The organism is Nocardiopsis terrae, from assembly GCF_014651695.1.
Taxonomy (GTDB): Bacteria; Actinomycetota; Actinomycetes; order Streptosporangiales; family Streptosporangiaceae; genus Nocardiopsis; species Nocardiopsis terrae.
Genome location: NZ_BMXJ01000002.1, coordinates 311,206 through 335,760, shown reverse-complemented (window position 1 = coordinate 335,760; position 24,555 = coordinate 311,206). Strand labels below are relative to the sequence as shown.

General features: G+C 70.9%; 21 protein-coding genes. 8 read left to right on the top strand and 13 right to left on the bottom strand.

Annotation, left to right across the window (positions count from 1 at the left end; all coding sequences use genetic code 11):
- Positions 1–477 precede the first annotated feature (477 nt).
- Both IE195_RS05540 and IE195_RS05535 read right to left on the bottom strand, forming a co-directional pair.
- Positions 478–657 carry a DUF6104 family protein gene (locus IE195_RS05540; protein ID WP_191268298.1) on the bottom strand — a complete coding sequence of 60 codons (180 nt, stop codon included), beginning with the start codon at positions 655–657 and terminating at the stop codon, positions 478–480.
- Between the two features lie 10 nt (positions 658–667).
- Positions 668–4,309 (bottom strand): multifunctional oxoglutarate decarboxylase/oxoglutarate dehydrogenase thiamine pyrophosphate-binding subunit/dihydrolipoyllysine-residue succinyltransferase subunit, encoded by a 3,642-nt coding sequence (locus tag IE195_RS05535; RefSeq protein ID WP_191268297.1) that lies wholly within the window; start codon positions 4,307–4,309, stop codon positions 668–670.
- Between the two features lie 563 nt (positions 4,310–4,872).
- Here IE195_RS05535 and IE195_RS05530 point away from each other — a divergent pair.
- Positions 4,873–5,268 carry a BlaI/MecI/CopY family transcriptional regulator gene (locus IE195_RS05530; RefSeq protein ID WP_191268296.1) on the top strand — a complete coding sequence of 132 codons (396 nt, stop codon included), beginning with the start codon at positions 4,873–4,875 and terminating at the stop codon, positions 5,266–5,268.
- Here IE195_RS05530 and IE195_RS05525 read toward each other — a convergent pair.
- Positions 5,254–6,480 carry an MFS transporter gene (locus tag IE195_RS05525; protein ID WP_191268295.1) on the bottom strand — a complete coding sequence of 409 codons (1,227 nt, stop codon included), beginning with the start codon at positions 6,478–6,480 and terminating at the stop codon, positions 5,254–5,256. The genes IE195_RS05530 and IE195_RS05525 overlap by 15 nt on opposite strands.
- 142 nt (positions 6,481–6,622) lie before the next feature.
- On the bottom strand, positions 6,623–7,708 hold the full coding sequence (locus IE195_RS05520) for a suppressor of fused domain protein (RefSeq protein WP_191268294.1): 1,086 nt from the start codon (positions 7,706–7,708) through the stop codon (positions 6,623–6,625).
- Between the two features lie 211 nt (positions 7,709–7,919).
- Here IE195_RS05520 and rlmN point away from each other — a divergent pair, with 211 nt between their 5' ends.
- Together rlmN and IE195_RS05510 are read left to right on the top strand one after the other, a co-directional pair.
- Complete coding sequence (gene rlmN / locus IE195_RS05515) at positions 7,920–9,017, top strand: dual-specificity RNA methyltransferase RlmN (protein WP_191268293.1); 1,098 nt, start codon at positions 7,920–7,922, stop codon at positions 9,015–9,017.
- Positions 9,018–9,023: 6 nt separating this feature from the next.
- Positions 9,024–9,497, top strand: a complete 474-nt coding sequence (locus IE195_RS05510; protein ID WP_191268292.1) for a YqaA family protein — start codon at positions 9,024–9,026, stop codon at positions 9,495–9,497.
- A gap of 4 nt (positions 9,498–9,501) precedes the next feature.
- Here IE195_RS05510 and IE195_RS05505 read toward each other — a convergent pair whose 3' ends face one another.
- The 3 genes from IE195_RS05505 to IE195_RS05495 all read right to left on the bottom strand — a co-directional run bounded on the left by IE195_RS05505 (position 9,502) and on the right by IE195_RS05495 (position 12,489).
- Complete coding sequence (locus IE195_RS05505) at positions 9,502–10,134, bottom strand: TetR/AcrR family transcriptional regulator (protein WP_229826092.1); 633 nt, start codon at positions 10,132–10,134, stop codon at positions 9,502–9,504.
- Between the two features lie 3 nt (positions 10,135–10,137).
- Complete coding sequence (locus IE195_RS05500) at positions 10,138–11,508, bottom strand: amidohydrolase family protein (protein WP_191268291.1); 1,371 nt, start codon at positions 11,506–11,508, stop codon at positions 10,138–10,140.
- Positions 11,509–11,634: 126 nt separating this feature from the next.
- Complete coding sequence (locus tag IE195_RS05495; protein ID WP_229826091.1) at positions 11,635–12,489, bottom strand: alpha/beta hydrolase; 855 nt, start codon at positions 12,487–12,489, stop codon at positions 11,635–11,637.
- A 142-nt stretch (positions 12,490–12,631) separates the two neighbouring features.
- On the opposite strand from IE195_RS05495, the gene IE195_RS05490 reads away from it, so the two are divergent.
- Both IE195_RS05490 and IE195_RS05485 read left to right on the top strand, forming a co-directional pair.
- The gene (locus tag IE195_RS05490) at positions 12,632–13,246 is read left to right on the top strand and encodes a hypothetical protein (RefSeq protein WP_191268290.1); all 615 of its coding nucleotides are present in this window, start codon (positions 12,632–12,634) and stop codon (positions 13,244–13,246) included.
- A gap of 2 nt (positions 13,247–13,248) precedes the next feature.
- Entirely contained in the window at positions 13,249–13,575 is a 327-nt protein-coding gene (locus IE195_RS05485) for a transcriptional regulator (RefSeq protein WP_191268289.1), read from the top strand.
- A 23-nt stretch (positions 13,576–13,598) separates the two neighbouring features.
- On the opposite strand, the gene IE195_RS05480 is transcribed toward IE195_RS05485, so the two are convergent.
- The 3 genes from IE195_RS05480 to IE195_RS05470 are packed head-to-tail and all read right to left on the bottom strand — an operon-like array spanning position 13,599 to position 16,834.
- Complete coding sequence (locus IE195_RS05480; protein WP_191268288.1) at positions 13,599–15,197, bottom strand: ABC transporter permease; 1,599 nt, start codon at positions 15,195–15,197, stop codon at positions 13,599–13,601.
- A complete protein-coding gene (locus IE195_RS05475) occupies positions 15,194–16,123 on the bottom strand; it encodes an ABC transporter ATP-binding protein (protein WP_191268287.1) in 930 nt (309 codons plus the stop codon). Before IE195_RS05475 ends, IE195_RS05480 begins: the two co-directional genes overlap by 4 nt.
- Positions 16,124–16,171: 48 nt before the next feature.
- Entirely contained in the window at positions 16,172–16,834 is a 663-nt protein-coding gene (locus tag IE195_RS05470) for a TetR/AcrR family transcriptional regulator (protein WP_191268286.1), read from the bottom strand.
- 122 nt (positions 16,835–16,956) lie between these two features.
- On the opposite strand from IE195_RS05470, the gene IE195_RS05465 reads away from it, so the two are divergent.
- Both IE195_RS05465 and IE195_RS05460 read left to right on the top strand, forming a co-directional pair.
- Positions 16,957–17,769: a carbon-nitrogen hydrolase family protein gene (locus IE195_RS05465; RefSeq protein WP_191268285.1), complete on the top strand. Its 813-nt coding sequence runs from the start codon at positions 16,957–16,959 to the stop codon at positions 17,767–17,769.
- Positions 17,770–18,009: 240 nt separating this feature from the next.
- A complete protein-coding gene (locus tag IE195_RS05460) occupies positions 18,010–18,252 on the top strand; it encodes a hypothetical protein (RefSeq protein ID WP_191268284.1) in 243 nt (80 codons plus the stop codon).
- Positions 18,253–18,534: 282 nt separating this feature from the next.
- Here IE195_RS05460 and IE195_RS05455 read toward each other — a convergent pair whose 3' ends face one another.
- Together IE195_RS05455 and IE195_RS05450 are read right to left on the bottom strand one after the other, a co-directional pair.
- Positions 18,535–20,043, bottom strand: a complete 1,509-nt coding sequence (locus tag IE195_RS05455; protein ID WP_191268283.1) for a CoA-acylating methylmalonate-semialdehyde dehydrogenase — start codon at positions 20,041–20,043, stop codon at positions 18,535–18,537.
- A gap of 30 nt (positions 20,044–20,073) precedes the next feature.
- The gene (locus IE195_RS05450) at positions 20,074–21,363 is read right to left on the bottom strand and encodes an aspartate aminotransferase family protein (protein ID WP_191268984.1); all 1,290 of its coding nucleotides are present in this window, start codon (positions 21,361–21,363) and stop codon (positions 20,074–20,076) included.
- Positions 21,364–21,546: 183 nt separating this feature from the next.
- Between IE195_RS05450 and IE195_RS05445 the strand changes: the two genes are divergently transcribed.
- Positions 21,547–23,151, top strand: coding sequence for a PucR family transcriptional regulator (locus IE195_RS05445; RefSeq protein WP_191268282.1), 1,605 nt, complete (start codon positions 21,547–21,549; stop codon positions 23,149–23,151).
- Positions 23,152–23,197: 46 nt separating this feature from the next.
- Here the strand turns inward: IE195_RS05445 and gabT are convergent, their stop codons facing one another.
- Positions 23,198–24,532, bottom strand: coding sequence for a 4-aminobutyrate--2-oxoglutarate transaminase (gabT, locus tag IE195_RS05440; protein WP_191268281.1), 1,335 nt, complete (start codon positions 24,530–24,532; stop codon positions 23,198–23,200).
- Positions 24,533–24,555 lie beyond the last annotated feature (23 nt).

The following is a 24,555-nucleotide window of genomic DNA, read 5'->3' as shown; positions in this document are numbered from 1 at the left end:
CTGCGAATACGCACAGAACAGCGAGGAGTGCCCCACCGCGCATCCCCACAGGCCCCTCCCGAGAGGGCACCCCTGCCCGAGAGCCCGCCCATGCCGCGCGCCCTGCGGTTCCTCCGCGTCCTGTTCAGCCTCACGGCGACCCTCTCCGCCCTGTGGGCGGTCCTTTACGGCACCGCCGCCGCCCTGCTCGGCCGGGGCGGGCGGACCGGACGGCGCCGGGCCCTCGTGGCCATCGGCTGCGACGCGGCCCTCGCGCTGGCCGACGCGGCCCTGAACGGGGGCACGGAGCCCTTCGTCCGGGCCGCGATCCTGGGCGCGCTCACTCTGCCCGGACTCTCCTCCTCCTGCTGCTCGCCAGGTCCAGCCGGGAGTGGTTCCGCGCGACCACTGCCTGAGGCCCGGACACACGCGAGGGGCCCGGGTCGGATCGACCCGGGCCCCTCGGCCGGAGGCGCCGCTCAGCGCGGCCCCGTGTTACTACTCCTCGTCCTCGTCGTCCAACCGGGCCAACCAGGTGGCCAGTCGTTCGACCGGTGTCTCGAACTCGGGGTTGATGTCGGTGAACACCCGCAGCTGCTCGGCGAGCCAGGCGAAGCTGACCTCCTCGTCGCCGCGGCGGTTCTCCAACTCCTCGATTCCGCGATCGGTGTAGTACATACCGTTCCGCCTACTCGGCGGGCGGGAACACCGTGTCCACCAGGGCCCGCTGCTCGGCCTCGTGGCGCTTGGCCGAACCGGCCGCGGGCGCGGAGGAGGCCGGACGCGAGATCCGGGTGAACGGGCGGTCGAGCTGCTCGGAGAAGACCAGCGCGACGAAGGGCCACGGCCCCATGTTCGCCGGCTCCTCCTGGACCCACAGGACCTCGCCCGCGTTCGGGAAGGCCTTGAGCTGCTCCCGGATCTCCTCGATCGGCAGCGGGTAGAGCCGCTCCGCCCGGATGATCGCGGTGTGCTTGTCACCGCTCTTGCGGCGGGCCGCGTCCAGGTCGTAGTAGATCTTGCCCGAGCAGATGACCACGCGGCGGACCTTCTCCGGCGCGATCGAGTCGTCCCCGACCAGCGGCTGGAAGTAGCCCGAGGTGAAGTCCTCGGCGGCCGAGGTCGCGGCCTTCAGGCGCAGCAGCGACTTCGGCGTGAACACCACGAGCGGACGCTCGAACGGCGACTTGGCCTGCCACCGCAGGAGGTGGAAGTAGCTCGCCGGGGTGCTCGGCATCGCGACGGTCATGTTCTCCTGCGCGCACTGCTGCAGGAACCGCTCGATACGGGCCGAGGAGTGGTCCGGCCCCTGGCCCTCGTAGCCGTGCGGCAGCAGCATGGTCACGCTGGAGCGCTGGCCCCACTTCTGCTCGCCGGCGCTGATGTACTCGTCGATGATGGTCTGGGCGCCGTTGACGAAGTCGCCGAACTGCGCCTCCCACATCACCAGGGCGTCCGGCCTGGTCAGCGAGTAGCCGTACTCGAAGCCCAGCGCCGCGTACTCGCTGAGCAGCGAGTCGTGCACGTGGAACTTGGTGGTGCCGTTGTCGAACTGCTTGAGCGGCGTGTGGTTCTCGCCGGTCTCGCGGTCCATCAGCGTGGCGTGCCGCTGGCCGAAGGTGCCGCGGCGGCTGTCCTGACCGATCAGGCGGACCGGGTGGCCGTCCATCAGCAGCGAACCGAAGGCCAGCAGCTCACCGGTGGCCCAGTCGACGGTGTCGTTCTCGACCATCGACGCACGGCGGGAGAGCTGGGGCGACAGCCGCGGGTGCGGCGTGAAGCCCTCGGGCAGCGACACCTGGGTGTCGATGATCCGCTTGACCGTCTCGGTGCTGACCGCCGTCTCGACCTTGGAGTGGTCCAGCCGGGACTCGGTGAACACCTCGGGCTTGACCACGGCGCCCGCCTCGACCGGCTTCCGCTCGACCTCGCGGGTCTCGGTGAAGGCGCGTTCGAGCTCGGTCTGGTAGTCGCGCAGCGCCGACTCCGCCTCCTCCACCGTGATGTCACCGCGGCCGATGAGGGACTCGGTGAACAGCTTGCGGGTGGAGCGCTTGGCGTCGATGACGTCGTACATCAGCGGCTGGGTGAACGCGGGGTTGTCGCCCTCGTTGTGCCCGCGGCGCCGGTAGCAGACGAGGTCGATGACGACGTCCTTGTTGAACGTCTGACGGTAGGTGAAGGCCAGGTGCGCGACCCGGACCACGGCCTCGGGGTCGTCCCCGTTGACGTGGAAGATCGGCGCCTGCACCATCCGCGCGACGTCCGTGGCGTACACGCTGGAGCGGCTGTCGGTCGGCGAGGTGGTGAAGCCCACCTGGTTGTTCACGATGACGTGCACCGTGCCGCCGGTCCGGTAGCCGCGCAGCTGCGACAGGTTCAGGGTCTCGGCGACCACGCCCTGACCGGCGAACGCGGCGTCGCCGTGGATCAGGATGGGCAGGACCGTGAACCCCTGCGGGCCCTTGTCCAGGACGTCCTGCTTGGCGCGGACGATGCCCTCGGCCACCGGGTCCACCGTCTCCAGGTGGGACGGGTTGGCGGCCAGCGTGATCTGGATCTTGTCGCCGTCGGCGGTCTGGAACGTGCCCTCGGTGCCCAGGTGGTACTTGACGTCACCGGAGCCGTGCGCGCTGCGCGGGTCGAGGTTGCCCTCGAACTCACCGAAGATCTGCCCGTAGGACTTGCCGCAGATGTTGGCCAGCACGTTCAGGCGGCCGCGGTGGGCCATGCCGATGACGGCCTCGTCCAGCTCGGCCCTGGCGGCCTTGGAGATCACCCCGTCCAGCAGCGGGATCAGCGACTCGCCGCCCTCCAGGGAGAAGCGCTTCTGACCCACATACTTGGTCTGCAGGAAGGTCTCGAAGGCCTCCGCGCTGTTGAGCCGGCGCAGGATGTGCAGCTGCTCGTCGCGGTCGAGCTTCTCGTGCTCGCGCTCGACGTGCGCCTGGATCCACTCCCGCTCCTCCGGGCTCTGGATGTGCATGTACTCGATACCCACCGTGCGGCAGTAGGTGTCGCGCAGCACGCCCAGAACGTCGCGAAGCTTCATGACCTGCTTGCCGCCGAAGCCCCCGGTGGGGAACTCGCGGTCCAGGTCCCAGAGGGTCAGGCCGTGCTCCAGCACGTCCAGGTCCGGGTGCTTGCGCTGCTCGTGGTCGAGCGGGTTGGTGTCGGCCATGAGGTGGCCGCGCACGCGGTAGGCGTGGATGAGCTCCTGGACCCGGGTGGTCTTGTCGAGCTGGGTCGCCTTGTTGACGTGGATGTCCTGCACCCAGCGGACCGGCTCGTACGGGATCCGCAGCGAGTTGAAGATCTCGTCGTAGAAACCGTCGTCGCCCAGCAGCAGCTGGTGGATCCGGCGCAGGAACTCGCCCGACTGGGCGCCCTGGATGATCCGGTGGTCATACGTCGAGGTGAGCGTCATGACCTTGCTGATGCCGAGCTCGCTCAGGGTGTCCTGGGACGCGCCCTGGAACTCGGCCGGGTACTCCATGGCGCCGACACCGAGGATGGTGCCCTGCCCGGGCATCAGGCGCGGCACGGAGTGCACGGTGCCGATGCCGCCGGGGTTGGTCAGGCTGATCGTGGTGCCCTGGAAGTCCGGAACGCCCAGCTTGTTGTTGCGGGCCTTGCGGACCAGGTCCTCGTAGCCGCCCCAGAACTCGTTGAAGTCCATCTCGTCGGACTTCTTGATCGAGGGCACGACCAGCTGACGGGAGCCGTCGGGCTTCTGCAGGTCGATCGCCAGACCGAAGTTCACGTGTTCGGGCTTGGCGACGCCGGGCTTGCCGTCCAGCTCCGTGTAGGAGTGGTTCATCTCCGGCATGGCCTTGAGGGCCTTGACCATGGCGTAGCCGATGAGGTGGGTGAAGGAGACCTTCCCACCGCGACCGCGCCGGAGATGGTTGTTGATGACGATGCGGTTGTCGAACAGCAGCTTGACCGGCACCGCGCGCACGCTCGTCGCGGTCGGCAGGGCCAGGCTCGACTCCATGTTGGTCGCGGTGCGAGCGGTTGCGCCACGCAGCCGCTCCTCCTTGACCTGGAGTGCATCATCGGTGCTCTTGTTGTCCTTGGCGGCAGCGGCGGGGGCCGCGGCCTTCTTCTTCGGCGCGGGCGCGGCAGGGGCCTTCTCGGTCTGCGCCTTCGCGGCCGCAGTGCCCCCACCCTTCCCGTTGGCCGAGTCCGCGGGCTTGTAGTCCGCGAAGAAGTTCCACCAAGCCTTGTCAACCGAATTCGGGTCGGTGAGGTACTTCTGGTAAAGCTCCTCGACCAACCACTCGTTCGGGCCGAAATCTGTCAGGGGTTGAGACGCCTCAGACGACACGGCGGAGATCGCCCACTTCCGCAGCTCGCTTGTGAATGTGTAGGAAAGACGGGTGGCTGCTGGCAAGGCGGGCTCAAAGAAGCATGTGGTCGCTCCCCGCACAGGGGGAGAATCTGCCCTGGCCAGCACTCGTCGGATACCAGGCTACTTGTACCGGCCTCCCTGACGGGAACTTCGGTGTTGTTGAAACTGGGAGATAGCTAACAATCTTTCACACGAACCTTGTCGCTGCGTGTCCGTGTCTTTGCATTGCGTGGCCATCATGTCGTGTTTGCTCATGTTTGACGGGTTTTTTGGCGCGCCTGTGCGTGTCCGTCTCCGGCCACCCCCGCTGTGGCGCGTCACACGTTTCCGGGCGGGGGCGCGGGCCCCGCACGCGGAAGCCTGAACGGGGCCGCGGGACAGCAACCGACGGCGCCCGCGGGCCGTCCGGCGGTGAAACGCCGGTGATCGGCGGCGGGGATGCCCGGATCTGTGCGCTCTCCCCGGTTCTCCCACCCCGCGACCCCGCCGGTACCTACGATCGCCTGTGCAGACACCGGCACATCGGGTGGGGGAGGCGCATGAGGGGGCTCGGGGAACTGGAGGCGGCCATCATGGGTGCCCTGTGGCGCTCGGAGGGGCCGCTGTCCGTACGCGGGGTCCGGGAGAGCATGGTCTACGACCGGGACATCGCCTACACCACCGTCATGACGGTGGCGAACATCCTCTTCCACAAGGGACTGCTGGACCGGAAGAAGCACGGCCGCGCCTGGGTCTACTGGCCCAGGGAGAGCCACGCCGAGTACACGGCCCGGGTGATGGGCGAGGTCCTCGAAACCGGCCCCGACCCCGACGCGACCCTGCTCCGCTTCGTCGAACGCTTCAGTGACGAGGAGATGGCCCGGCTGCACCACGTGTTCCGCCAGGTCCGCGACCGTCGCGGCGCCGGCCGCGCCCGCACCTCACCGACGGCGTAGCGAACGCACGCTCCGCGCGCAGACCGCTGCCAGTGTCGCCGCCAGCGTCAGCGCCGCCACGACCAGCAGCGACCGTCCGGGCCCGATCGCCTCCGCGACCGGCCCGATCGCCACCTGCCCCACCGGCATCGCCACGAACGAGCCCAGCGCGTCGTAGGAGTACACCCGCGAGAGCAGTTCCGGCGGGACGTTCTCCTGTACCGAGACCTCCCACGCCACACTGAACTGCTCCACCGCCGCCCCGGCGACGAACATCGCCGCGAACAGCAGCGGCACCGCCGGGGAGGGGGCGGCCAGCACGAAGAACGGCAGCGTCTGCACCGTGACCAGCGCCGTGCCGTAGAACAGCGCCCGCTGCGGTTGCCACCGGGCCGCCAGCACACCGCCCACCAGCAGCCCCACGCTGTTGGTCGCCATCAGCAGTCCCCAGACGGTCCGCCCGAACGCGGCGTCGGCGATCCCCGGGCCCAGTACCGAGGTGGCCGCCGACCACCCGGCGTTGACCACCATGAACTGCAACACGATGATCCACACCCACGGCCGCGCCACGAACTCGCTCCACCCCTCCAGCAGGTCGCGCAGCACGCCGTTGCCGCCCGGCACCGCCGTGGACGGCACCCGCAGGAAGAGGAAGGCCACTCCGGCCGCGGCGAACATCACCGCGTCCGCGCCGATCGCCCACCCCGGCCCCAGGAGCCCCACGGCCACGCCGCCCGCCGACATCCCGGTGAACATCCCCAGTTGTCTGGCGATCCCCGCCAGGGCGTTGGCCTGGCGCAGCAGGGCGTGCGGCACGGTCTGCGGGGTCAGCGCCGCCACGGCGGGCAGGTTGGCGGCGGCCGCGGCCCCGTTCAGCAGACTCAGCGCGACCATCAGCGCCAACGAGGCCGTGCCGGTGAGCAGGGCCAGAGCCAGCAGCCCCTGGGAGAGCGCCGCGAGCACGCAGGCGCCCTGGATCACCAGGGCGCGCGGCAGCCGGTCGGCGAGGACCCCGCCCAGCAGCAGGAGGGACACGTTGGCGGCCGAGCGCGCGCCCACCACCAGCCCCACCTGGGCCAGGGACCCGGTCACGTCCAGTACCGCGAAGGCCAGGGCCACCGAAGCCATGCCGTTGCCGAAGAGCATCAGGACCCGGCCTGTGACCAGGGCCCGGAAGGGCCGGTACGCCAGCGGCGCGGTGATGCCGGGACCGGGGCCCCTCGTCTGCGTCATCTCGGATCCGTCCCCGCGGTCAGCCTGCCGACCGGAGCACTCTCCCCGAACGCGGAGGCGGGGGCAATCCTTTTTCCGAGGCGCCGCGCGACCCGGCGCCGGGACGTGCCGCCAGCCCGGGACCCGGCGCCGGGGAGCGCCTCTAACCCAGGACCCAGCTGCGGCCCTCCGCAGCCAGCTTCTCCACCAGGGTGGCGCTGTCGTGCTCCTTGGCGAACAGGTGCTCGGGGCGGCTGATCGGCACGATCCACAGCCACCGCACCGGGTCGCCCTGGAAGGCCAGCCCGGAGGTGTCCGGCGGTGTCCGGGAGGGGTCGTCCACCAGAGGTCCGGGGTCCTCCAGCAACAGGACCGCGCCCGCGCCCCGGCGCATCGCCCGGTCCTCGGGGTTGTCCAGCCACTTGACCGTGTGCCCGGCCCCGAACCAGGTGACCGCCCGCCACGGAAACGCCCCGATCCACCGGAAGATCCGCGCCGCGTGGTGCGCGGGCAGCGTGGTGGCCAGTGCCAGCTCCACCCGGGCGTACCCCGAGGTGTCGGCCATGTACCGGTCCAGGGTGGGCATCCGCTGCCCGCACATGCCCACCGTGGACAGGACGGTGAACGGCCGCTCCTGCGAGGGCGGGCGCTCCGAGACCCGCAGCAGCGGCGGGTGTCCGTCCGAGACGTCCCAGTAGTGTCCGGCCTCGCCCACCCGGCGGTTCAGATGGCTCAGCACCGTCCGCTGCACGCTGCGCCAGGCGCCCGAGGCACGCCGCCAGTCCCAGTACGCCTCGGCGTGCACCACCCGCGGCCACAGCTGGTTCCGCACCGAGTCCAGTTCCCAGGCGTAGGCGCTGCGTCCGATCGCCTCCCGGGCGTACCCCGGCAGGCCGCTGTCGGCCTCCGCCCAGCCCGGTATCACCGCGAGCAGGCCCTCCTCGTCCACGAGGGCCACCCCGTCGCCCTCCTCGAACCACACCGCGCGCAGCGCGGCCGGGTCGAAGCGGGGGCGCCCCTGCGGGTGCTTGGTGTAGGCCTCCGGCATCAGCGGCGCCCGGCCCTGGTAGAGACCGCTCGAATCGCTCTCCAGGGGCGCGATCTCGTGGTTGGCCAGCCACACCGGGACCCGGATGCGCTCACGGGCGTCCAGCAGGTAGGCGGCCGTGGTGTGGGAGTCGCACTCGACGACGACACGACGGCTCTGATAAGGACTGATCTCGTCGAGCAGGACGTCGATCTCGGTCACCGGCCCTCCCAGGCACCGACGGGCTCTCGTGTTGTCGTGGCTGCCGCCGGGGCGGACCTGCCCGGGCTGTCCCCACATTAAGTAGAATCGACGCTAGTGCCCTGACAGGCGGAGCAGCACCGCGGTCGCGTATAGGTCGTATAACGACCCGCGACACCACATCCCTCCCGCGCCGGGCGCAGTCCACCGACTCCACTCCTTACGGATTCTTATGCCCGCCGAGCTCACATTCGTCGCACCCCGTCGCGCCAAGCCGCCCCGGCACCTGGCCGACCTCAGCCCCGAAGAGCGGCAGGAGGTCGTCAGGGAGCTGGGCGAGAAGCCCTTCCGGGCCAAGCAGATCGCCAAGCACTACTACGGCGGGCTGGAGTCGGACACCGCCAAGATGACCGACCTCCCGGAGGCCTCCAGGGAGAAGCTCGGCGAGGCGCTGCTGCCCACCCTGCTCACCCCGGTCCGGCACATCACCTGTGACAACGGGATGACCCGCAAGACCCTCTGGAAGGCCTTCGACGGGGTCATGTTCGAGTCGGTGCTGATGCGCTACCCGGACCGCGTCACCCTCTGCATCTCCTCCCAGGCCGGATGCGGCATGAACTGCCCGTTCTGCGCCACCGGCCAGGCGGGCCTGACCCGCAACCTGTCCACCGGTGAGATCGTCGAGCAGGTGGTCGCCAGCGCCCGCGACCTGGACCGCGGCGAGGTCGCCGGCGGCCCGGGCCGGATCAGCAACATCGTGTTCATGGGCATGGGTGAACCCATGGCCAACTACAAGCGGGTGCTGCAGACCGTCCGCCAGATCACCGACCCGGTCCCGGGCGGCATGGGCATCTCCCAGCGCGGCGTGACCGTCTCCACGGTCGGCCTGGTCCCGGCGATCAACAAACTCATCGACGAGAGGATGCAGGTCCGCCTCGCGATCTCGCTGCACGCCCCGGACGACGAGCTCCGGGACGAGCTGGTGCCGATCAACACCCGGTGGAAGGTCCAGGAGGTCCTGGACGCCGCCTGGCGCTACGCCGGGACCACCGGTCGCCGCGTCTCCATCGAGTACGCGCTGATCAAGGACATCAACGACCAGGCCTGGCGGGCCGACCTGCTGGGCAAGCTCCTCAAGGGCCACCTGGTGCACGTCAACCTCATCCCGCTCAACCCCACACCGGGGTCGAAGTGGACCGCCTCGCGTCCGGAGGACGAGCGCGAGTTCGTGCGGCGGCTCCAGTCCCACGGGGTGTCGGTGACCGTCCGCGACACCCGCGGCCAGGAGATCGACGGCGCCTGCGGACAGCTCGCCGCCGCCGAGAAGTAGCCCGAGGTGGTCGAGACCGCCCTGGCCTTCGTCGTGGCCACCGCGGCAGGGCTGGTCCCGCTCATCAACATCGAGGTCTACCTGCTGGGCGCCGCCGCCCTCAACGGCGACGGCGCCCTCGTCGCGATGGCCGTGGCCGCGGCGGCGGGGCAGACGCTCGGCAAGATCCCCTACTACTACGTGGGGTACGGGACGATCACCGCGCCCTGGCTCAGGCGGAAGGCCGCCACCCCGGGCAGGTGGACCGAGCGGACCGCCCGCTGGCGGGCGAAGGCGGAGGAGCGCCCCGCCTGGGGCGCGGGCCTGCTCGCCCTCAGCTCCTTCGCGAGCGTGCCGCCGTTCATGGTGGTGGCCGTCCTGGCGGGGGTCCTGCGGATGAACATCGCGCTGTTCTGCGCGGTCACCTTCGTCACCCGCACCGCGCGCTTCCTCGTCCTGGTCCTGGCCCCCGGCTGGGCGATGGACGTCCTGCCCCTCTGAAGCCCTACCCGCGCGGCCGGGCGGGACCGGCCCCCCGGACTTCGGTACCGCCCACCACCCGGACCAGCAGCGACCGCAGTTCGCGGATGTGCGCCGCGGCGTCGAATCCGGGTTCGGTGGCCGCGCGCAGGAAGAGCGCGCCGACAAGCGTCTGGATCCAGATCGCGGTGGCCTCCGCGCTCAGGACCGGATCGGCCCGGCCCTCCCGGGCGGCCCGGGACACCAGGTGGGTGAGGGTTTCGAGTTCGCAGCTGCTGTCGGCCTCCAGCGCCTCGGCCAGTTCGGGGTCCCGCCGGGCCTGCCGTAGCCCCTCCATCACCAGTCCCGCGGCCACGGGGCTCGCCGACGGCGCGGCGAGGTGCTCCACCAGTTCCAGGAGGGCCGTCCACGGGTCGTCGTGGGCGCGTGCGGCGGCGATCCGCTCGGCGTTGTCACCCCCCTCGTCGGTCAGGAGGGCGACGAGGATCGCGCGCTTGTTGGGAAAGTAGTGGAACAGTGCCCCCGAACTGATCCCGGCGGCCCGGCGGATCTCGGTGGTCGAGGTTCCGTCCAGACCCCGGGCGGCGAACAACGGGGCGGCCGCATTCATGACGTTGCGGCGTTTGGCCCGGTACCGGGCGGGGTCGACCTTGCGCACGACTCACCTTTCTACCACCGGGCGGCCGTCACGGTAGACCGCGGCCACGTCGCGGATCGCGGCGATGTCGGCCAGCGGGTCGCCGGTGACGGCCACCAGGTCGGCGGCGCGGCCCACCTCGATCGCGCCGACCAGGTCGGTGCCCAGGACCCGGGCGGCCTGGCTGGTCGCCGCCCTCAGAGCCGCGTGCGGGCCCAGCCCGCTGCCGGCCAGTAGTTCCAGCTCCCGGTGCAGGCCGGCGCCGAAGGGGACCCCGGGCACGGCCGCGTCGCTTCCGGCCACGATCCGGCCGCCGGCGGCGTGCAACTCCTCCAGCCGGTCCCTGAGCTGACGGTGCTGGTCCGGGTCGGTGTTCACCTCGGTGACGGCCAGCGTCGGCGTGAGAGCGATGTCGCGCTCGACCAGCTCGGCCAACAGGTCCTCGGGCCAGCCGTCGAGGACGCCCCGGGCCTCCAGGTGCTCGACCCCGTCCACCCCGGCGGCCAGGACGTCGGCCAGGTCCTGTTCGGAGCCCCAGTGCGCGGTGACGGAGAGGCCGTGTTCGTGCGCCTGGGCCACGATGGCGTCGAGTACCCCGGTGGGGAGGGGGTCCATCTCCATGCGTTCGGGGTCCCCCCGCTCCTGCACCACCTTGACGAGGTCCACCGGAGCGCTGCCGGTGGCGAGCTCGTGCACGGTACGGCGGGCCTCCTCGGCGGTGGCGGGCAGGCGGACGGTGTCGGAGTCGGCCGACACCCCGAAGGTGACGACGGGGTGGCCGCCGCGGGTGGTGAACAGGGGGCCCGAGGTGTACAGGCGGGGCCCCTCCAGTTCTCCGGCGCGGAGCAGCTCCCGCATCTCCACGATCCAGGCGTGGTCGTCGCCCAGGCAGCGCACCGTCGTCACACCGTGTTCGAGCAGGGCCCGGCGCGCGGTGGGCGCGTGGCGCACCGCCTCGTAGACCAGACCGGGCATGTCGGCCGGTCCCAACCCCTCCCCGGGTTCCTGCTGCGGGAAGCCCATGTGCACGTGGAGGTCGATGAGACCGGGCAGGAGCGTGTGGCCGCTCAGGTCCACGGACGCGGTGCCCGCTGGAAGCGTCAGGGCGCCGTCGTCGGCGATCTCGGTGATGACGCCGTCGGAGACCAGCACCGTGGTGTCCGCACGCGGTTCCAGGCCCTCCCCGGTGAGTACCGTGGCGCCGGTCAGGGCGAGGTGGCCCCGGTGCGGCCCCTCCCGCGGGCGGTACAGGGTGGCGAGGTAGTGGCCCACGCCTCCGGCTCCGGCGAGGACCCCCAGGCCGCCCAGCACCAGCAGCCCGCGCAGGAACCGCCGCCGGGTGCTCCTCCCGGGGCCCCGGGGGTGTTTCTCCGTCCTGCAGTCCGTTTCGCTCATCGACCTTCCAGGGGCTCGCGCTTTAATAGACCGAGTGCTCTGTTTATAGCAGAGTCCGCAGCGGTCCCGAAGGTGCCGGTTCTCGCTGTGGTCGCCGGGAGCGGTGAGGGGGAGGAAGCGCGGGCGCTAGGAGGCTCCGTCGGCCAGGCGGACGAACGCCCGTACCACCTCGGGGCCGTGGATCGTCTCGGGGTCGTTGTGGCCGGCCCCGGGCAGTACGACCTCCTCGAACAGGTTCGCACTGGCCGCGGCCACCCCACGGCTCTGCTCCGGCGGCACGACGCGGTCGGCGGCGCCGACGACCACGGTGGTGGGGCTGTCCACCTCCGCCACCTGCGCGGTCACCGGGTAGCGGTCCCACAGCAGCAGGCGCACCGGCAGAAACGGGTAGTGGCGGGCGCCCATGTCGGCCAGGGAGCTGAAGGGCGAGCGTAGGAACAGCGCGGCGGGCGGCCGTTCGACGGCCAGTTCCGTGACCACCGCGGCGCCCAGGCTCTCCCCGAAGTAGATCGTGTCCCCGGCGTCGAAGCCCCGCTCGGCCAGGAGGGAGGCGGCGGCTCGGACGTCGGCGGCCAGCCCCTCCTCGGAGGGGCCTCCGGGGTTGCCGCCGTAGCCCCGGTAGTCGAACAGCAGCACGGAGAACCCCTCGGCGGCCAGTGCGCGGGCCAGGGGCGCCCGGCTCTCCCGGTTCCCCGCGTTGCCGTTGGCCACCAGCACGGCGGTCTCCCGGTCCGCGCCCCGGGCGGGAACGAACCAGCCGCCGAGTTCGAGTCCGTCCCCGGTGTGCAGGCGCACGTCCTCGGCGCCCTCGATCACCTCGGCCGCGGGCGGTGGCTCCCCGCCCAGGGGCACGTAGACGACCGATCTCTGCATGGCCCACAGGAGTCCCAACAGCACCACCAGTACAAGCGCCACCACCGCGGCCACGGTCAGGGCACGCCTTCCCCGACGCCCGGAAGGTCGGGCGTTGGCGCTGGTCACGATGGTTCCCTTCAGCGGGTGTTCGGTGTTCCTGCCGTGCGGGTTACCCGGTGACGAGCGGAAGCATCCAGGTTTGTATTGCAAACCAGAAGGAGGCCGCCTACGGTGAAGGAAAGGTTTGCACTACAAACCGGAGGTTCGAATGCCCACCCCCCCCGAGATCGACCGCTTGGAGAACGCCCGAGCGGTCACCGCCAGCTACACCGACTTCAAGGGTCTCTACCTGGTCATCATCGGCCTCCTCCTGGGCACGATGGCGTTCCTCGTCCGGGACGGGAACCTGGAACCCCTGATCCTGGGGCTGCCCGTGTTCGTTGTCCTGGGCCTGCTGGTCAGGGCGTACTACCGACGGCGTTTCGGTGACGTCCGGCCGTTACAGACACCACAACGGATCGCCGCGCGCACGTTCTTGCCCGTCCTGGCCCTCGTGGCCTTCTTCACCGCGATCGCCGTCGCCAACAACCTCGGGGTGAACGGGGTGTGGCTCTTCATCGCCTTCATGGTCGGTGTCTTCCTCATGATGGTCGGGAGCCCCTGGCGGAAGCGGATCCACTACCTGGTCAGCGCCGCGGTCCTGGCCGTGCTGTTCCTGGCTCCCCTCGGGATGCTCACTCCCTCCGGGGTGCACCCCTTCGAGTGGGAGTACCCCAACCTGGCCCAGGTGACCGTGGCGGTCCTGTTCGTGGTGAACGGATTGTTGGACCACCGTACGCTGGTGCGGACCCTCACCCCGGTGAGCGAGAACGGGACGGACTGACCATGGGCACGCCCTTCGAGGACATGGCGGAGATCGACCGCCTGGTGCACGAACCCTCGCGGCTGGCGATCACCAGCGCGCTGCTGTCCTGCGAGAGCGCGGACTTCCTCTTCCTACAGCGGATCACCGGGCTGTCCAAGGGCAACCTGTCCAGCCACCTGTCCAAGCTGGAGCGGGGCGGCATCGTCACCGTCACCAAGAGCACCGGTGGCCGACCCCGCACCACCATCAGCCTCACCCCGGCCGGGCGCGGCACCGTTGCCGAACACTGGGACCGGTTGACCCGGCTGCGTGACGCCGCACGTGAGTGGACCGCCCCCGAGGAGTGATCCCCGGAGGCGGCCCGGCGGTGTCAGGCCGTGGCCAGGTCCCGGTTGCGGAACCCGACCAGCGACAGCGCACCGAGGAGGAGGACCGCGCCCGCGTACAGGACGTAGTGCAGGGGCTCGAAGTCCTCCACCGGCAGTCGCGGCAGGATCTCGAAGGCGCTGAGGTTCATCGCCCACTCGGGGAACTCCAGCAGACCGCCCATCACGGTGGCCAGGATGCTGTACCCCAGCCACAGCCAGAGCAGGCCGGTCAGCCGCGGGGCGGCCCCCAGCACCAGGGCCGCCAGGGCGCCGAACACCAGCGCCGCCGGAAGCTGGGCCAGGACCGCCTCCAGCAGTCGGCCGACCCACGCCCCGTCCTTGAGGACGGCGGCGGCGCCCAGACCGAGCCCGAGGCCGCCGGCCACCACGACGAACAGGGTCGACAGGGCTGCCACCACCAGTGCGGAACCGAGCCAGGCCACCCGGCCCACCGCGGTGGCCAGGACCAGTTCGGTGCGGCCGGAGTTCTCCTCCGCGCGCAGCCGCAGCACGGACAGGGCGCCGAAGGCCGCGGCGCCCATGATCACGTAGCTGGTGACGAAGGACAGGAACCCGCCGATCACGTCGTCGACGCCGGTGCCGAAGACCGCCTGCAGGTCCGGGTTGGTCTCGAACATCCCCTCGACCTCGACGGCGAGGGTGCCGAAGGAGACCGCGAACAGCAGGACCGCCAGCGTCCAGACGATGATCGAGCCGCGCTGCTGGTGCAGCTGGAGGGTGGTCACACCGCGCAGCAGCCGACCGGCCCCCTCCGGGCCGGGGCGGGCCGCGACCAGGCCGGCACCCAGGTCACGGCGGCCGGACAGCAGGTGGGCGGCGACCACCAGGGCCACGATGACCAGGCCGTACAGGGCGAGCGGGACCCAGCGCAGATCGTGGAAGGGCTGGGCCTGCTGTCCCCAGGCGAACGGGGAGAGCCAGGAGAGCAGGTTGCCGCCGGACTCGGCCATGTCCCCCACCACGCGGAGCATGAAGAGGAGGCCCACGGCCAGGAAGGCCAGCCCCGAGGCGGTGCGTGCGTGCCCGGAGACCTGGGCGCACACGGCGGCGATCGCGCCGAAGGTGATCCCGCCCAGCGCCAGGCCGAGGCCGTAGGCGAGCGAGTCGGCGGCAGCCAGGTCGAAGCCGATCAGCGTGAGCGCGATGGTCCCGCCGATGAGCAGGTTGACCAGGGTGATCGTCAGCAGCGCGGAGGCCATCGGCGCTCCGCCGCCCAGGACGTTGGCGCGCAGCAGTTCGGCGCGCCCGCTCTCCTCCTCGGCCCGGGTGTGCCGGATGACGTGCAGGATGCTCATCACCGCCATGGCGATGAGCAGGGTCATGGTCATCTCGTTGACCATCATCGGGCCGAGGGTGTAGTCGTCCAGCCCGTAACCGGGGCCGCCGAAGACGATGCCGGTCGGCGTGTCCATGAGGGCGGCGCGGCCCTGACGCTCCTCCACGGTGGAGAACATGTCGTCCAGGACGGGGACGGTGGCGGCGGTGGTCCCGGCCAGTGCCAGGGTCCACACCGACAGGCGGATCCTGTCGCGCCGCAGGATGAACCGGGTCAGCGTTCCGGTGCCGGTGAAGCCGCTCACCTGCGCTCACCTCCCTCGGTGCCGCCGTCGGGCGCGGCCGTCTCGTCGCCGTAGTGGCGCATGAACAGCTCCTCCAGCGAGGGCGGGTTGCTCACCAGGGAGCGCACCCCCAGGGAGGTGACCTCGCTCAGGACCGGCCCCAGGTGCTCGTGGTCCACCGAGAACGAGATCCGGCGGCCGTCGGTCTCCGGGTCGTGCACCCCGGGCAGGGAGGAGAGGGGGGCGGGGTCGCCCTCGACCTCCGCGTGCACGGTGGAGCGGGTCAGGTGGCGCAGGTCGTCCAGGGTCCCCGACTCCACGGCGCGTCCCTGCCGGATGATGGTCACGGTGTCGCAGAGCTTCTCGACCTCGGACAGGATGTGGCTGGAGAGCAGGACCGTGCGCCCCTCCTCCTTGACCTCGCGTACGCACTCGGTGAACACCGCCTCCATCAGCGGGTCCAGTCCGGAGGTGGGTTCGTCGAGGATGAGCAGTTCGGCGTCGGAGGCCAGTGCCGCCACCAGGGCGACCTTCTGCCGGTTGCCCTTGGAGTAGGTCCGGGCCTTCTTGGTGGGGTCGAGCTCGAAGCGCTCCAGGAAGTCCTTCCTGCGCCGGGCGTCGAGTCCGCCGCGCAGGCGGCCCAGCAGGTCGATGGCCTGGCCCCCGGTGAGGTTCGACCACAGTGAGACGTCCCCGGGCACGTAGGCCAGGCGCCGGTGCAGGGTGACGGCCTCCTTCCACGGGTCGCCGCCCAGGAGCCGGACGCTGCCGGAGTCGGCGCGGAGCAGGCCGAGCAGGACGCGGATGGTGGTGGACTTGCCCGAGCCGTTCGGGCCGAGGAACCCGGCGACCTGGCCGGTCCCCACGGTGAGATCGAGCTTGTCGAGCGCCTGGAAGCGTCCGAAGTACTTGTCGACGCCGCGGGCGTCGATGACGGGTGCGGTCATGGTGGTGCGACTCCTGGTCCGGTGGGGATCCTCTGTTCCTGGGGGAGGTCAGCGCTCCGCCGGGGGATCGCTGACGTAGAGCAGGTAGCCGTCCAGCATGGTGCGGTCCACGAGCAGGCCCTCGGTGTACACCTCCAGGGCCGGGAGGACGTACTGCTCCTGCCAGTCGCGCAGGACCCGGCCGAAGTCGGGGTTCTCCTGGTCCTGGTACATGGTGGCGAGCACCAGGAGCGATCCGAAGCCGTTGGCGGCGAGCCAGCGGGCCCGCTTGGCCGGGTCGCGGCTGGGCCGTACGGTGCCCTCCCGCACGCCCAGTTCCAGGTAGCTCTGCACGTCGTCCACCATCGCCTCGTACAGGTGGCGGCCGAGGTCCCCGCCCGTCTGCATGGAGCGGAAGAGGTAGGCCAGCAGCCCGGAGTACCTGTCGATCTCCTGGAGCGAGCGGGCCATCCCGTCCGCGCTGGGGCGGCTCACCGACTCCTTCTTGGTCTCGTAGACCACCCGCCTGACGTGCTCGTCACAGGCCTCCCGCAGCTTGGCCTTGCTGCCGAAGTGGTGGATGACCAGCCCGGGGGAGACCCCCGCCCGGTCCGCGATGGCGCGCACGGTGACGCCGAACCCCCGTTCGCCGAAACAGGCGACGGCCGCGTCGCGGATGCGCGCGCGGGTGCTGAGGTCCTCGTCGGGAGGGGCCTTCTTCCTTGAACTCATGTTCAATAGATTAAACGCCTGTTCAGTCATGACGCAAGGGGCCCTCCGGGCCGGGGACGTACACTCGGGGCACGTTCGGCGCGGCCGAAGGGGTCGCGTTCAGGCCACGAGGGGGAAGTTCGATGGTGCAGGTCGCGGTCGCCCAGTTCGCGCCGGGGCAGGACAAGGCCGAGAACCGGCGTTCGGTGGCGGAGCTGACCGCCCGTGCGGCCGCGGGCGGGGCGCGTGTCGTGCTGTTTCCCGAGTACACGATGTTCACCGCGCCGCGCACCGACCACCGCTACGTCGAGGCCGCGGAGCCCCTGGACGGACCCTTCCTCGCGGACGCCGCGGACACCGCCCGCCGCGAGGGCGTGTACCTCGTCCTGGGGGTGAACGAGTCCGGGGGCGAGGGCGCCACCCGCTTCACCAACACGCTCGTCGCGCTCTCCCCCGAGGGTGAGCGGATCGCGCTCTACCGCAAGATCCACCTCTACGACGCCTTCGGGGTGAAGGAGTCGGACGTGGTGGCCCCGGGGCCGGTCGAGGCGCCGGAGACCTTCACCGTGGACGACGTGGTCTTCGGCCTCCAGACCTGTTACGACCTGCGCTTTCCCGAGGTGACGCGGCGGATCGCCGATGCCGGCGCGCACGTGGTGCTGTTGGCCGCCCAGTGGGTGCCCGGCCCGCTGAAGGAGGACCACTGGCGCACGCTGGCCCGGGCGCGCGCCATCGAGAACACGGTCTACGTGGCAGCCGCGGGGCAGGCGGCGCCCACGGGGGCGGGCAACAGCATGGTGGTCGACCCGATGGGGACCGCGCTCGCGGCACTGGGGGAGCAGGCCTTCGAGGTCGCTTCCGCCCGGGTTTCGGCCGCGCGTGTGGAGGCGGTGCGTGTCACTAATCCGGCGCTGTCGCTGCGCCGTTTCGGGGTCACCTCACAGGGCGAGGACTGAGTCCCAGGTCCCCCTCCGTCCGTACATTTCTGGCGCTTCGTATGAAAAACCGACTGTGTTCTGGGGTCTTCCCAGGGTCCGTTACTTAGGGTTATGATCGCCGTGCACGGAGTGATTTAGATCGGTCCGGGCCCTTCCAGGCGCCGAGAGCTTCTGATTCAATTAAGAGCCGGTAACTATCGGCCCGCCAGACTGTCCTAAACCACGGGGGGAGCAAGGACATTGCGCGGAACGAGCACGATGTGCAAACCAGACACGACGCCTGACACCGCATCCGAGAGCTACGTCTACGACCCGAGCTGGCTGAGCAGGGCGCAGCGCATGGGGGATGCCTGCGCCGTCTGCCACACCAAGTGGCCCCGGCCCCGCCGGGTCCTGGGCGAACAGCCGGACGGGAGTCACGTGTACGGATGTGACGAGTGCGCGGGGATCATCGGCCACCAGCCGGTCTCCGCGGGCGGACCGCTGGTCGCGGCCCGCTGACGGGTGGCGGCCGCGGGCGGTCGGCGAAGAGGGGAAGCGAAGAGGAGGAGACGGTCGCGCTCCGGGTCCGGGGGGAGTCGTGCGGACCCGGAGCGCTTCCGCTGACACGCCCGCTTCCATGGGGAGGAGGGGAAATGAGCGCGTCCATCCAGGATGGTCTCTCGTGACGTACGTGGCCCACGGCCACGCCCCGTGAGGGGCGTCGGTGCACAACGATACTCCGTGTCGCGCTCCGTAGACCGTCAGTGAGAGACATCCGACCGTCATTTCGGTGAACTCCGGTTAGCCGTTGGTCGGGAAGCCCAGGTTGACGCCGCCTTCGGGCCGTTTGCCCGGGTCGGTCCAGCGGGCCGTGACCGTCTTCGTGCGGGTGTAGAAGTGAACACCCTCCGTGCCGTGCGCGTGCGAGTCACCGAACAGCGACTGCTTCCAGCCGCCGAAGGAGTAGTAGGCCATGGGCACCGGGACGGGCACGTTGATGCCCACCATGCCCACCTCGATCTCGTTCTGGAAGCGCCGTGCGGCGCCGCCGTCGTTGGTGAAGATCGCGGTCCCGTTGCCGTAGGGGTTGTCGTTGACCAGCCTGACGGCCTCGTCGTAGTCGCCGACGCGGACCATGCTCAGCACCGGGCCGAAGATCTCCTCCCGGTAGCAGGACATCCGCGGACCGACGTGGTCCAGGACGGAGGGGCCCAGCCAGAACCCCTCCGGGGCGCCGCCCAGGACCGGGTGGATCCGTCCGTCGACGGCCAGGGTCGCGCCCTCGCGGACCCCCGACTCCAGGTAGGAGGCGACCCTGTCCCGGTGTTCACGGGTGACGAGCGGACCCATCTCGCTGCGGTCGTCGTCGCCGGGGCCCACGCGCAGCCGTGCGACGCGCTCCCTGATCCGCTCCAGGAGGTCGTCGGCGACCGACTCCACCACCGCGACCGCGGAGATGGCCATGCACCGCTCGCCCGCGGATCCGAACCCGGCCGAGACCGCGGAGTCCGCCGCCAGGTCCAGGTCGGCGTCGGGCAGCACGACCATGTGGTTCTTGGCGCCGCCCAGAGCCTGCACCCGCTTGCCGTGCTCGGCCGCCGTCCGGTACACGTAGCCCGCGATCGGGGTGGATCCCACGAAGCTGACCGCGGCCACGTCCGGGTGCTCCAGGAGCGCGTCCACCGCCTCCCTGTCCCCGTGGACCACGTTGAAGACCCCGTCGGGCAGTCCGGCCTCGGCCCACAGCTCGGCCAGGAGCAGCGACGCGGAGGGGTCCTTCTCGCTGGGCTTGAGCACGAAGGTGTTGCCGCAGGCGATCGCCACCGGGAACATCCACATCGGGACCATCGCCGGGAAGTTGAACGGGGTGATCCCGCTGACCACGCCGAGCGGCTGCAGGATCGAGTAGGAGTCCACCCCGGTGGACACGTTCTCGGAGTAGCCGCCCTTGAGCAGGTGCGGGATGCCGCAGGCGAAGTCGACGACCTCCAGGCCCCGGGCCACCTCGCCCCGGGCGTCGGAGAGGACCTTGCCGTGTTCGGCGCTGACCAGGGCGGCCAGCCGGTCGCTGTTGGCGCGCAGCAGCTCCCGGAACCGGAACAGCGTCTGCACGCGCCTGGACAACGACGTGTCCCGCCACCCCGGGAAGGCCGCCGCGGCCGCGGCCACGGCGGCTCCGACCTCGTCGGGGCCGGCGAGGTCCACCGTGCCGGTGACCTGGCCGGAAGCCGGGTTGTAGATGTCTCCGGTGCGTCCGGCGGGCCCCTCGTGCGCCCTGCCGCCGATCCAGTGGGTGACGTGCTCGCTCATGGTTTCCCCTTCTTCCTCGTCACGGGGGCCTCAGGCCCGGTCGGCGGCGACCGCGTGGACGGCGTCCAGCAGGATGTCCCGGCCCTCGGCGGCCTCCTCGGCCGACAGGGTCAGCGGCGGGGCCATGCGCAGCACGTTGCCGTGCACGCCGCCCTTGCCCACCAGCAGTCCGCGCTCCCGGGCGGCCTCCAGGACCCTGCCCGCCAGCGGTGCGGAGGGGGCGCCGGTCTCCGGGTCGACCATCTCGACCGCGAACATCAGGCCCTTGCTCCGGACGTCCTTCACGCACGGCAGTTCGCGCAGTTCGCGCAGGCCCTGGACGACCGTGGCGCCCTGGCGCAGCGCGTTGCCCTGGAGGTCGTGTTCCAGGACGTAGTCGAGGGTGGCCCCGGCCGCGGCCATGGACACCGGGTTGCCGCCGAAGGTGGCCACGCCCAGCGCCGTGAGCCCGTCCATCAGGTCACCGCGGGCCACGACGCCGCCCACGGCGAAGCCGTTGCCGAGCCCCTTGGCGAAGGTCATGGCGTCCGGGGTCACCCCGTGGTTGCCGATCCCGAAGAAGCTGGTTCCGGTCCGCCCCCAGGCGGTCTGCACCTCGTCGGAGACGAACAGGATGCCGTGTTCGTCGAGGACCTCCTTGTAGGCGGCGTACAGGCCGTCCGGCGGCATCGCGAACCCGCCGACGCCCTGGACCGGCTCGGCGATCAGGCAGGCCACGTCGGGCGCGGCGGTGTCGAGGACCTCGCGCAGGTCGGCCACGCACACGTCGACGTACTCGCGTTCGGACAGTCCCCGGAAGGCGGGGGAGGCGTGGTCGGTGCCGTGCAGGTAGTGCACGTTGAGCGGCGACAGCGAGGAGTTCTTCCAGGCCTTGTTGCCGGTCACCGCCACGGTGCCGAAGGAGCGTCCGTGGTAGCTGCCGCGCATGGCCAGTACCTCGTCGCTGCCGCGCGCGTGCGTGGCCAGGAGCAGGGCGGTCTCGTTGGCCTCGGTGCCGGAGTTGGTGAAGAACACCTTGGCGTCGGGGATCCCGGACAGACGGGCGATCTTCTCCGCCAGCTCCACCTGGGAGCGGATGAGGTACAGGGTGGAGGTGTGCACGACCCCCCTGGCGATCTGGCGTTCCACCGCCTCGCGCACCTCGGCGACGTCGTAACCGAGCATGTTGGTCACGATGCCGGTGAAGAAGTCCAGGTAGGTGCGTCCTTCGGAGTCCGTGACACGGGCGCCACTGCCGCTGACGAGCTCCAGCGGGGACTCGTAGTACAGGGGCAACCAGGAGGGCATGACCGCGCGGTGGCGGGAGAGCAGTTCCGACATGCCCTCAGTCTCCCGGGGAGCGGAGGGCATGGCCAGGATCAGCATGTTGACAACATGCTGGGTGCGTTTACGGTCTGTAAAGCGCCCGCCGGGCTGCGAAACCGGAGCTCAAAGCCAGGTCCGCGGATGCACGATGTAAAGCGAAATGCCCTCCTGGCTGACAGAACGTCCTAGACTGTCGGCGTGCTTCCCACCCTTGCCGAGGTCCTCCGACTCCCCGCCCTGCAGCGGGCCCGACCCCGTGTGGTGGCCGGTTCCGAGTACCTGGACGTGGCCGTGCGCTGGGTGCACATCGCCGAGGTCACCGACCTCGCCCACCTGTTGCGCGGCGGGGAGCTGGTGCTCAGCACGGGCATCGCCATGCCCGACGACCCCGACGCCCTGCGCCGCTACATCGAGGACATCGCCGACGCCGGGGTCAGCGGCATCGCGGTCGAGCTCGGCCGCAAGTACCACGCGGAACTCCCCGGGGCCTTCCTCGACGCCGCCCGCGCCGCCCGGATCCCCGTCATCCTGCTCGACCGGGAGGCGCGCTTCGTCGAGATCACCGAGGCCGTGCACATCCGGGTGGTCAACGAACAGCTGGAGGAGCTGCGCGAGTCCGAGAAACTCCACTCGGTCTTCACCCAGCTCTCCGTCGAGGGGGCCGACACCGGGCAGATCCTGCACGAGGCCGCCCAGCTCTCCGGTTGCCCGATCGTCCTGGAGAACCTCACCCACCAGGTCCTGGCCTGCGACCTCAACGGCGAGGACCCCGGGACCCTGCTGACCTCCTGGGAGAGCCGCTCGCGCGCGATCCGCACCGGAACCCGTACCGTGCACGCGCCCGCCACCGGGTGGCTGGTCACCCCGGTCGGCGCCCGGGGGCAGGACTGGGGCCGCCTGATCCTCATCGCCGGAGCCACGCCGCCCGCCCGCCAGACCATGCTCGTCGAGCGCGCCGCCACCACCCTCGCCCTGGGGCGCCTGCTGGAACGCCACCAGGAGAGCCTGGAACGCCAGACCCACCGCACGATCATCGCGGGCATCATCGACCGCGCCTACTCCGACCCCGAGGAGGCCCTGGTCCGGGCCCGCGCGGTCGGGGTACCCCTCAACGGACGTGAACTGGTCGGCCTCGTCCTGCGCCTGCGCGAGGGCGGGACGGGCCTGGCCGCCCAGGCCCGCCTGTCCGACACCGCCGAGGGCGCGGCCAGGGCCTGCCGTGAACTCCGCCTGACCGCCCTGGTGGGTTCCCTGGACGACCTGCGCGTGGGCATCCTGCTGGCCCTGCCGAACCGGCAGGGCCTGGACGCCGCACTGCACCTGCTCGCGGACCGCCTGCGGGGAGCGGTCGGGGACGGGGCCGTGCTGGCGGTGGGTTCCACCGCCGACGGCATCCGCGAGGTGCGCCGCTCCTTCCTGGAGGCCCGCCAGGTCGGTGACGTGGCCATCAAGCAGAGCGACCGGCGCCCCTTCTACCGGCTGCCCGACCTGCACCTGCGCGGGCTGCTGCACCTGTTCCGCGACGACGAGCGCCTCCAGACCTACGTGGAGCGCGAACTCGGCCCGCTCCTGGACCACGACGCCAGGCACGGCGGCGACCTCGCCGACATGCTGCGCCACTACCTCGGCGCGGGACGCAACAAGGCGCTGGCCGCGAGCCGCGCGCACCTGTCCCGTCCGGCCTTCTACGAACGGTTGCGCCGGATCTCCAACGTGCTCGACGCGGACCTGGAGTCGGTGGAGACGTGCCTGTCGCTGCACGTGGCACTGCTGTCGCTGGACTCGGTCCGCAACGAGCGCTGAGGCGCCTCCCCGGAGGCGCCCCAGCACGGCCCGCCGCTCTGGCGGACTACAGCCCGGCCAGGGCCTCCTCCAGGATGTTCAGGCCCTCGTTGAGCAGCTCGTCGCCGATGACCAGCGGCGGAAGCATGCGGATCACGTTGCCGTAGGTGCCCGCGCTCAGCAGGACCAGACCGCGGGAGTGGCAGTGCCTGAGCACCTGCGCCACGGCCTCGGGGTCGGGCGTCCTGCCGTCGGAGACCAGCTCGATCGCGATCATCGCGCCGCGGCCGCGCACGTCACCGACCACGTCGAACCTGTCGGCGAAGGAGCGCAGGCGGTCCAGCATGAGCTCGCCGATCTCCCGGGCGCGGCCGGTCAGGTCCTCGGACTCGATGACTTCGAGCGAGGCCAGCGCCGCCGCGCAGGCGGCCGGGTTGCCGCCGTAGGTGCCGCCCAGACCGCCACCGTGCACGGCGTCCATGAGCTCGGCGCGGCCGGTCACCGCGGCCAGGGGCAGGCCGCCCGCGATGCCCTTGGCGGTGGCGATCAGGTCCGGCACGACACCCTCGTGGTCACAGGCGAACATGTCGCCGGTGCGGGCGAAACCGGTCTGCACCTCGTCGGCGACGAACACGATCCCGTTGGCGCGGCAGAACTCCGCCAGCGCGGGCAGGAAACCGGGGGCGGGTTCGATGAAGCCGCCCTCGCCCTGGATCGGCTCGATGACCAGCGCGGCCACGTTCTCGGCGCCGACCTGCTTGGCGATCTGGTCGATCGCCGCGGCCGCCGCCTCGGGGCCGCAGTTCTCCGGGCCCGTGGGCCAGCGGTAGGGGTAGGCCATGGGCATCCGGTGGATCTCGCCCGCGAACGGACCGAACCCCTGCTTGTAGGGCATGTTCTTCGAGGTCAGGCCCATGGTGAGGTTGGTGCGGCCGTGGTAGGCGTGGTCGAACACCACGACGGCCTGGCGCCCGGTGGCGCTGCGGGCGACCTTGACGGCGTTCTCCACCGCCTCCGCGCCCGAGTTCAGCAGGACCGAACGCTTCTCGTGGTCGCCCGGGGTGATCCGGTTGAGCGCCTCGCAGACCTCCACGTACGCCTCGTACGGGTTGACCATGAAGCAGGTGTGCGTGAAGCGGCCGAGCTGTTCGGCGGCGCGCTCCACGACGCGGGGGTTCGCGTTGCCGACGTTGGTCACGGCGATGCCGGAGCCGAAGTCGATCAGGGCGTTGCCGTCGACGTCCTCGACGATGCCGCCGCCCGCGCGCTCCACGTACACGGGCAGCACGCTGCCCACGCCCTGGGCGACGGCGGAGGAACGGCGCTGCTGGATCGCGCGGGACTTGGGGCCGGGGATCTCGGTGACGATCCGGCGGGACTGGGCGACCTCGGTCGGGGCCATACGGCTGCCTCCCTGTGGAGTGG

Bases quoted from the DNA above. Each gene is read 5' to 3' on its own strand.
- IE195_RS05540 (WP_191268298.1), bottom strand. From the start codon at position 657: ATGTACTACACCGATCGCGGAATCGAGGAGTTGGAGAACCGCCGCGGC.
- IE195_RS05530 (WP_191268296.1), top strand. From the start codon at position 4,873: ATGAGGGGGCTCGGGGAACTGGAGGCGGCCATCATGGGTGCCCTGTGG.
- IE195_RS05525 (WP_191268295.1), bottom strand. From the start codon at position 6,480: ATGACGCAGACGAGGGGCCCCGGTCCCGGCATCACCGCGCCGCTGGCG.
- rlmN (WP_191268293.1), top strand. From the start codon at position 7,920: ATGCCCGCCGAGCTCACATTCGTCGCACCCCGTCGCGCCAAGCCGCCC.
- IE195_RS05500 (WP_191268291.1), bottom strand. From the start codon at position 11,508: ATGAGCGAAACGGACTGCAGGACGGAGAAACACCCCCGGGGCCCCGGG.
- IE195_RS05490 (WP_191268290.1), top strand. From the start codon at position 12,632: ATGCCCACCCCCCCCGAGATCGACCGCTTGGAGAACGCCCGAGCGGTC.
- IE195_RS05485 (WP_191268289.1), top strand. From the start codon at position 13,249: ATGGGCACGCCCTTCGAGGACATGGCGGAGATCGACCGCCTGGTGCAC.
- IE195_RS05475 (WP_191268287.1), bottom strand. From the start codon at position 16,123: ATGACCGCACCCGTCATCGACGCCCGCGGCGTCGACAAGTACTTCGGA.
- IE195_RS05470 (WP_191268286.1), bottom strand. From the start codon at position 16,834: ATGAGTTCAAGGAAGAAGGCCCCTCCCGACGAGGACCTCAGCACCCGC.
- IE195_RS05465 (WP_191268285.1), top strand. From the start codon at position 16,957: ATGGTGCAGGTCGCGGTCGCCCAGTTCGCGCCGGGGCAGGACAAGGCC.
- IE195_RS05460 (WP_191268284.1), top strand. From the start codon at position 18,010: ATGTGCAAACCAGACACGACGCCTGACACCGCATCCGAGAGCTACGTC.
- IE195_RS05455 (WP_191268283.1), bottom strand. From the start codon at position 20,043: ATGAGCGAGCACGTCACCCACTGGATCGGCGGCAGGGCGCACGAGGGG.
- IE195_RS05450 (WP_191268984.1), bottom strand. From the start codon at position 21,363: ATGTCGGAACTGCTCTCCCGCCACCGCGCGGTCATGCCCTCCTGGTTG.
- gabT (WP_191268281.1), bottom strand. From the start codon at position 24,532: ATGGCCCCGACCGAGGTCGCCCAGTCCCGCCGGATCGTCACCGAGATC.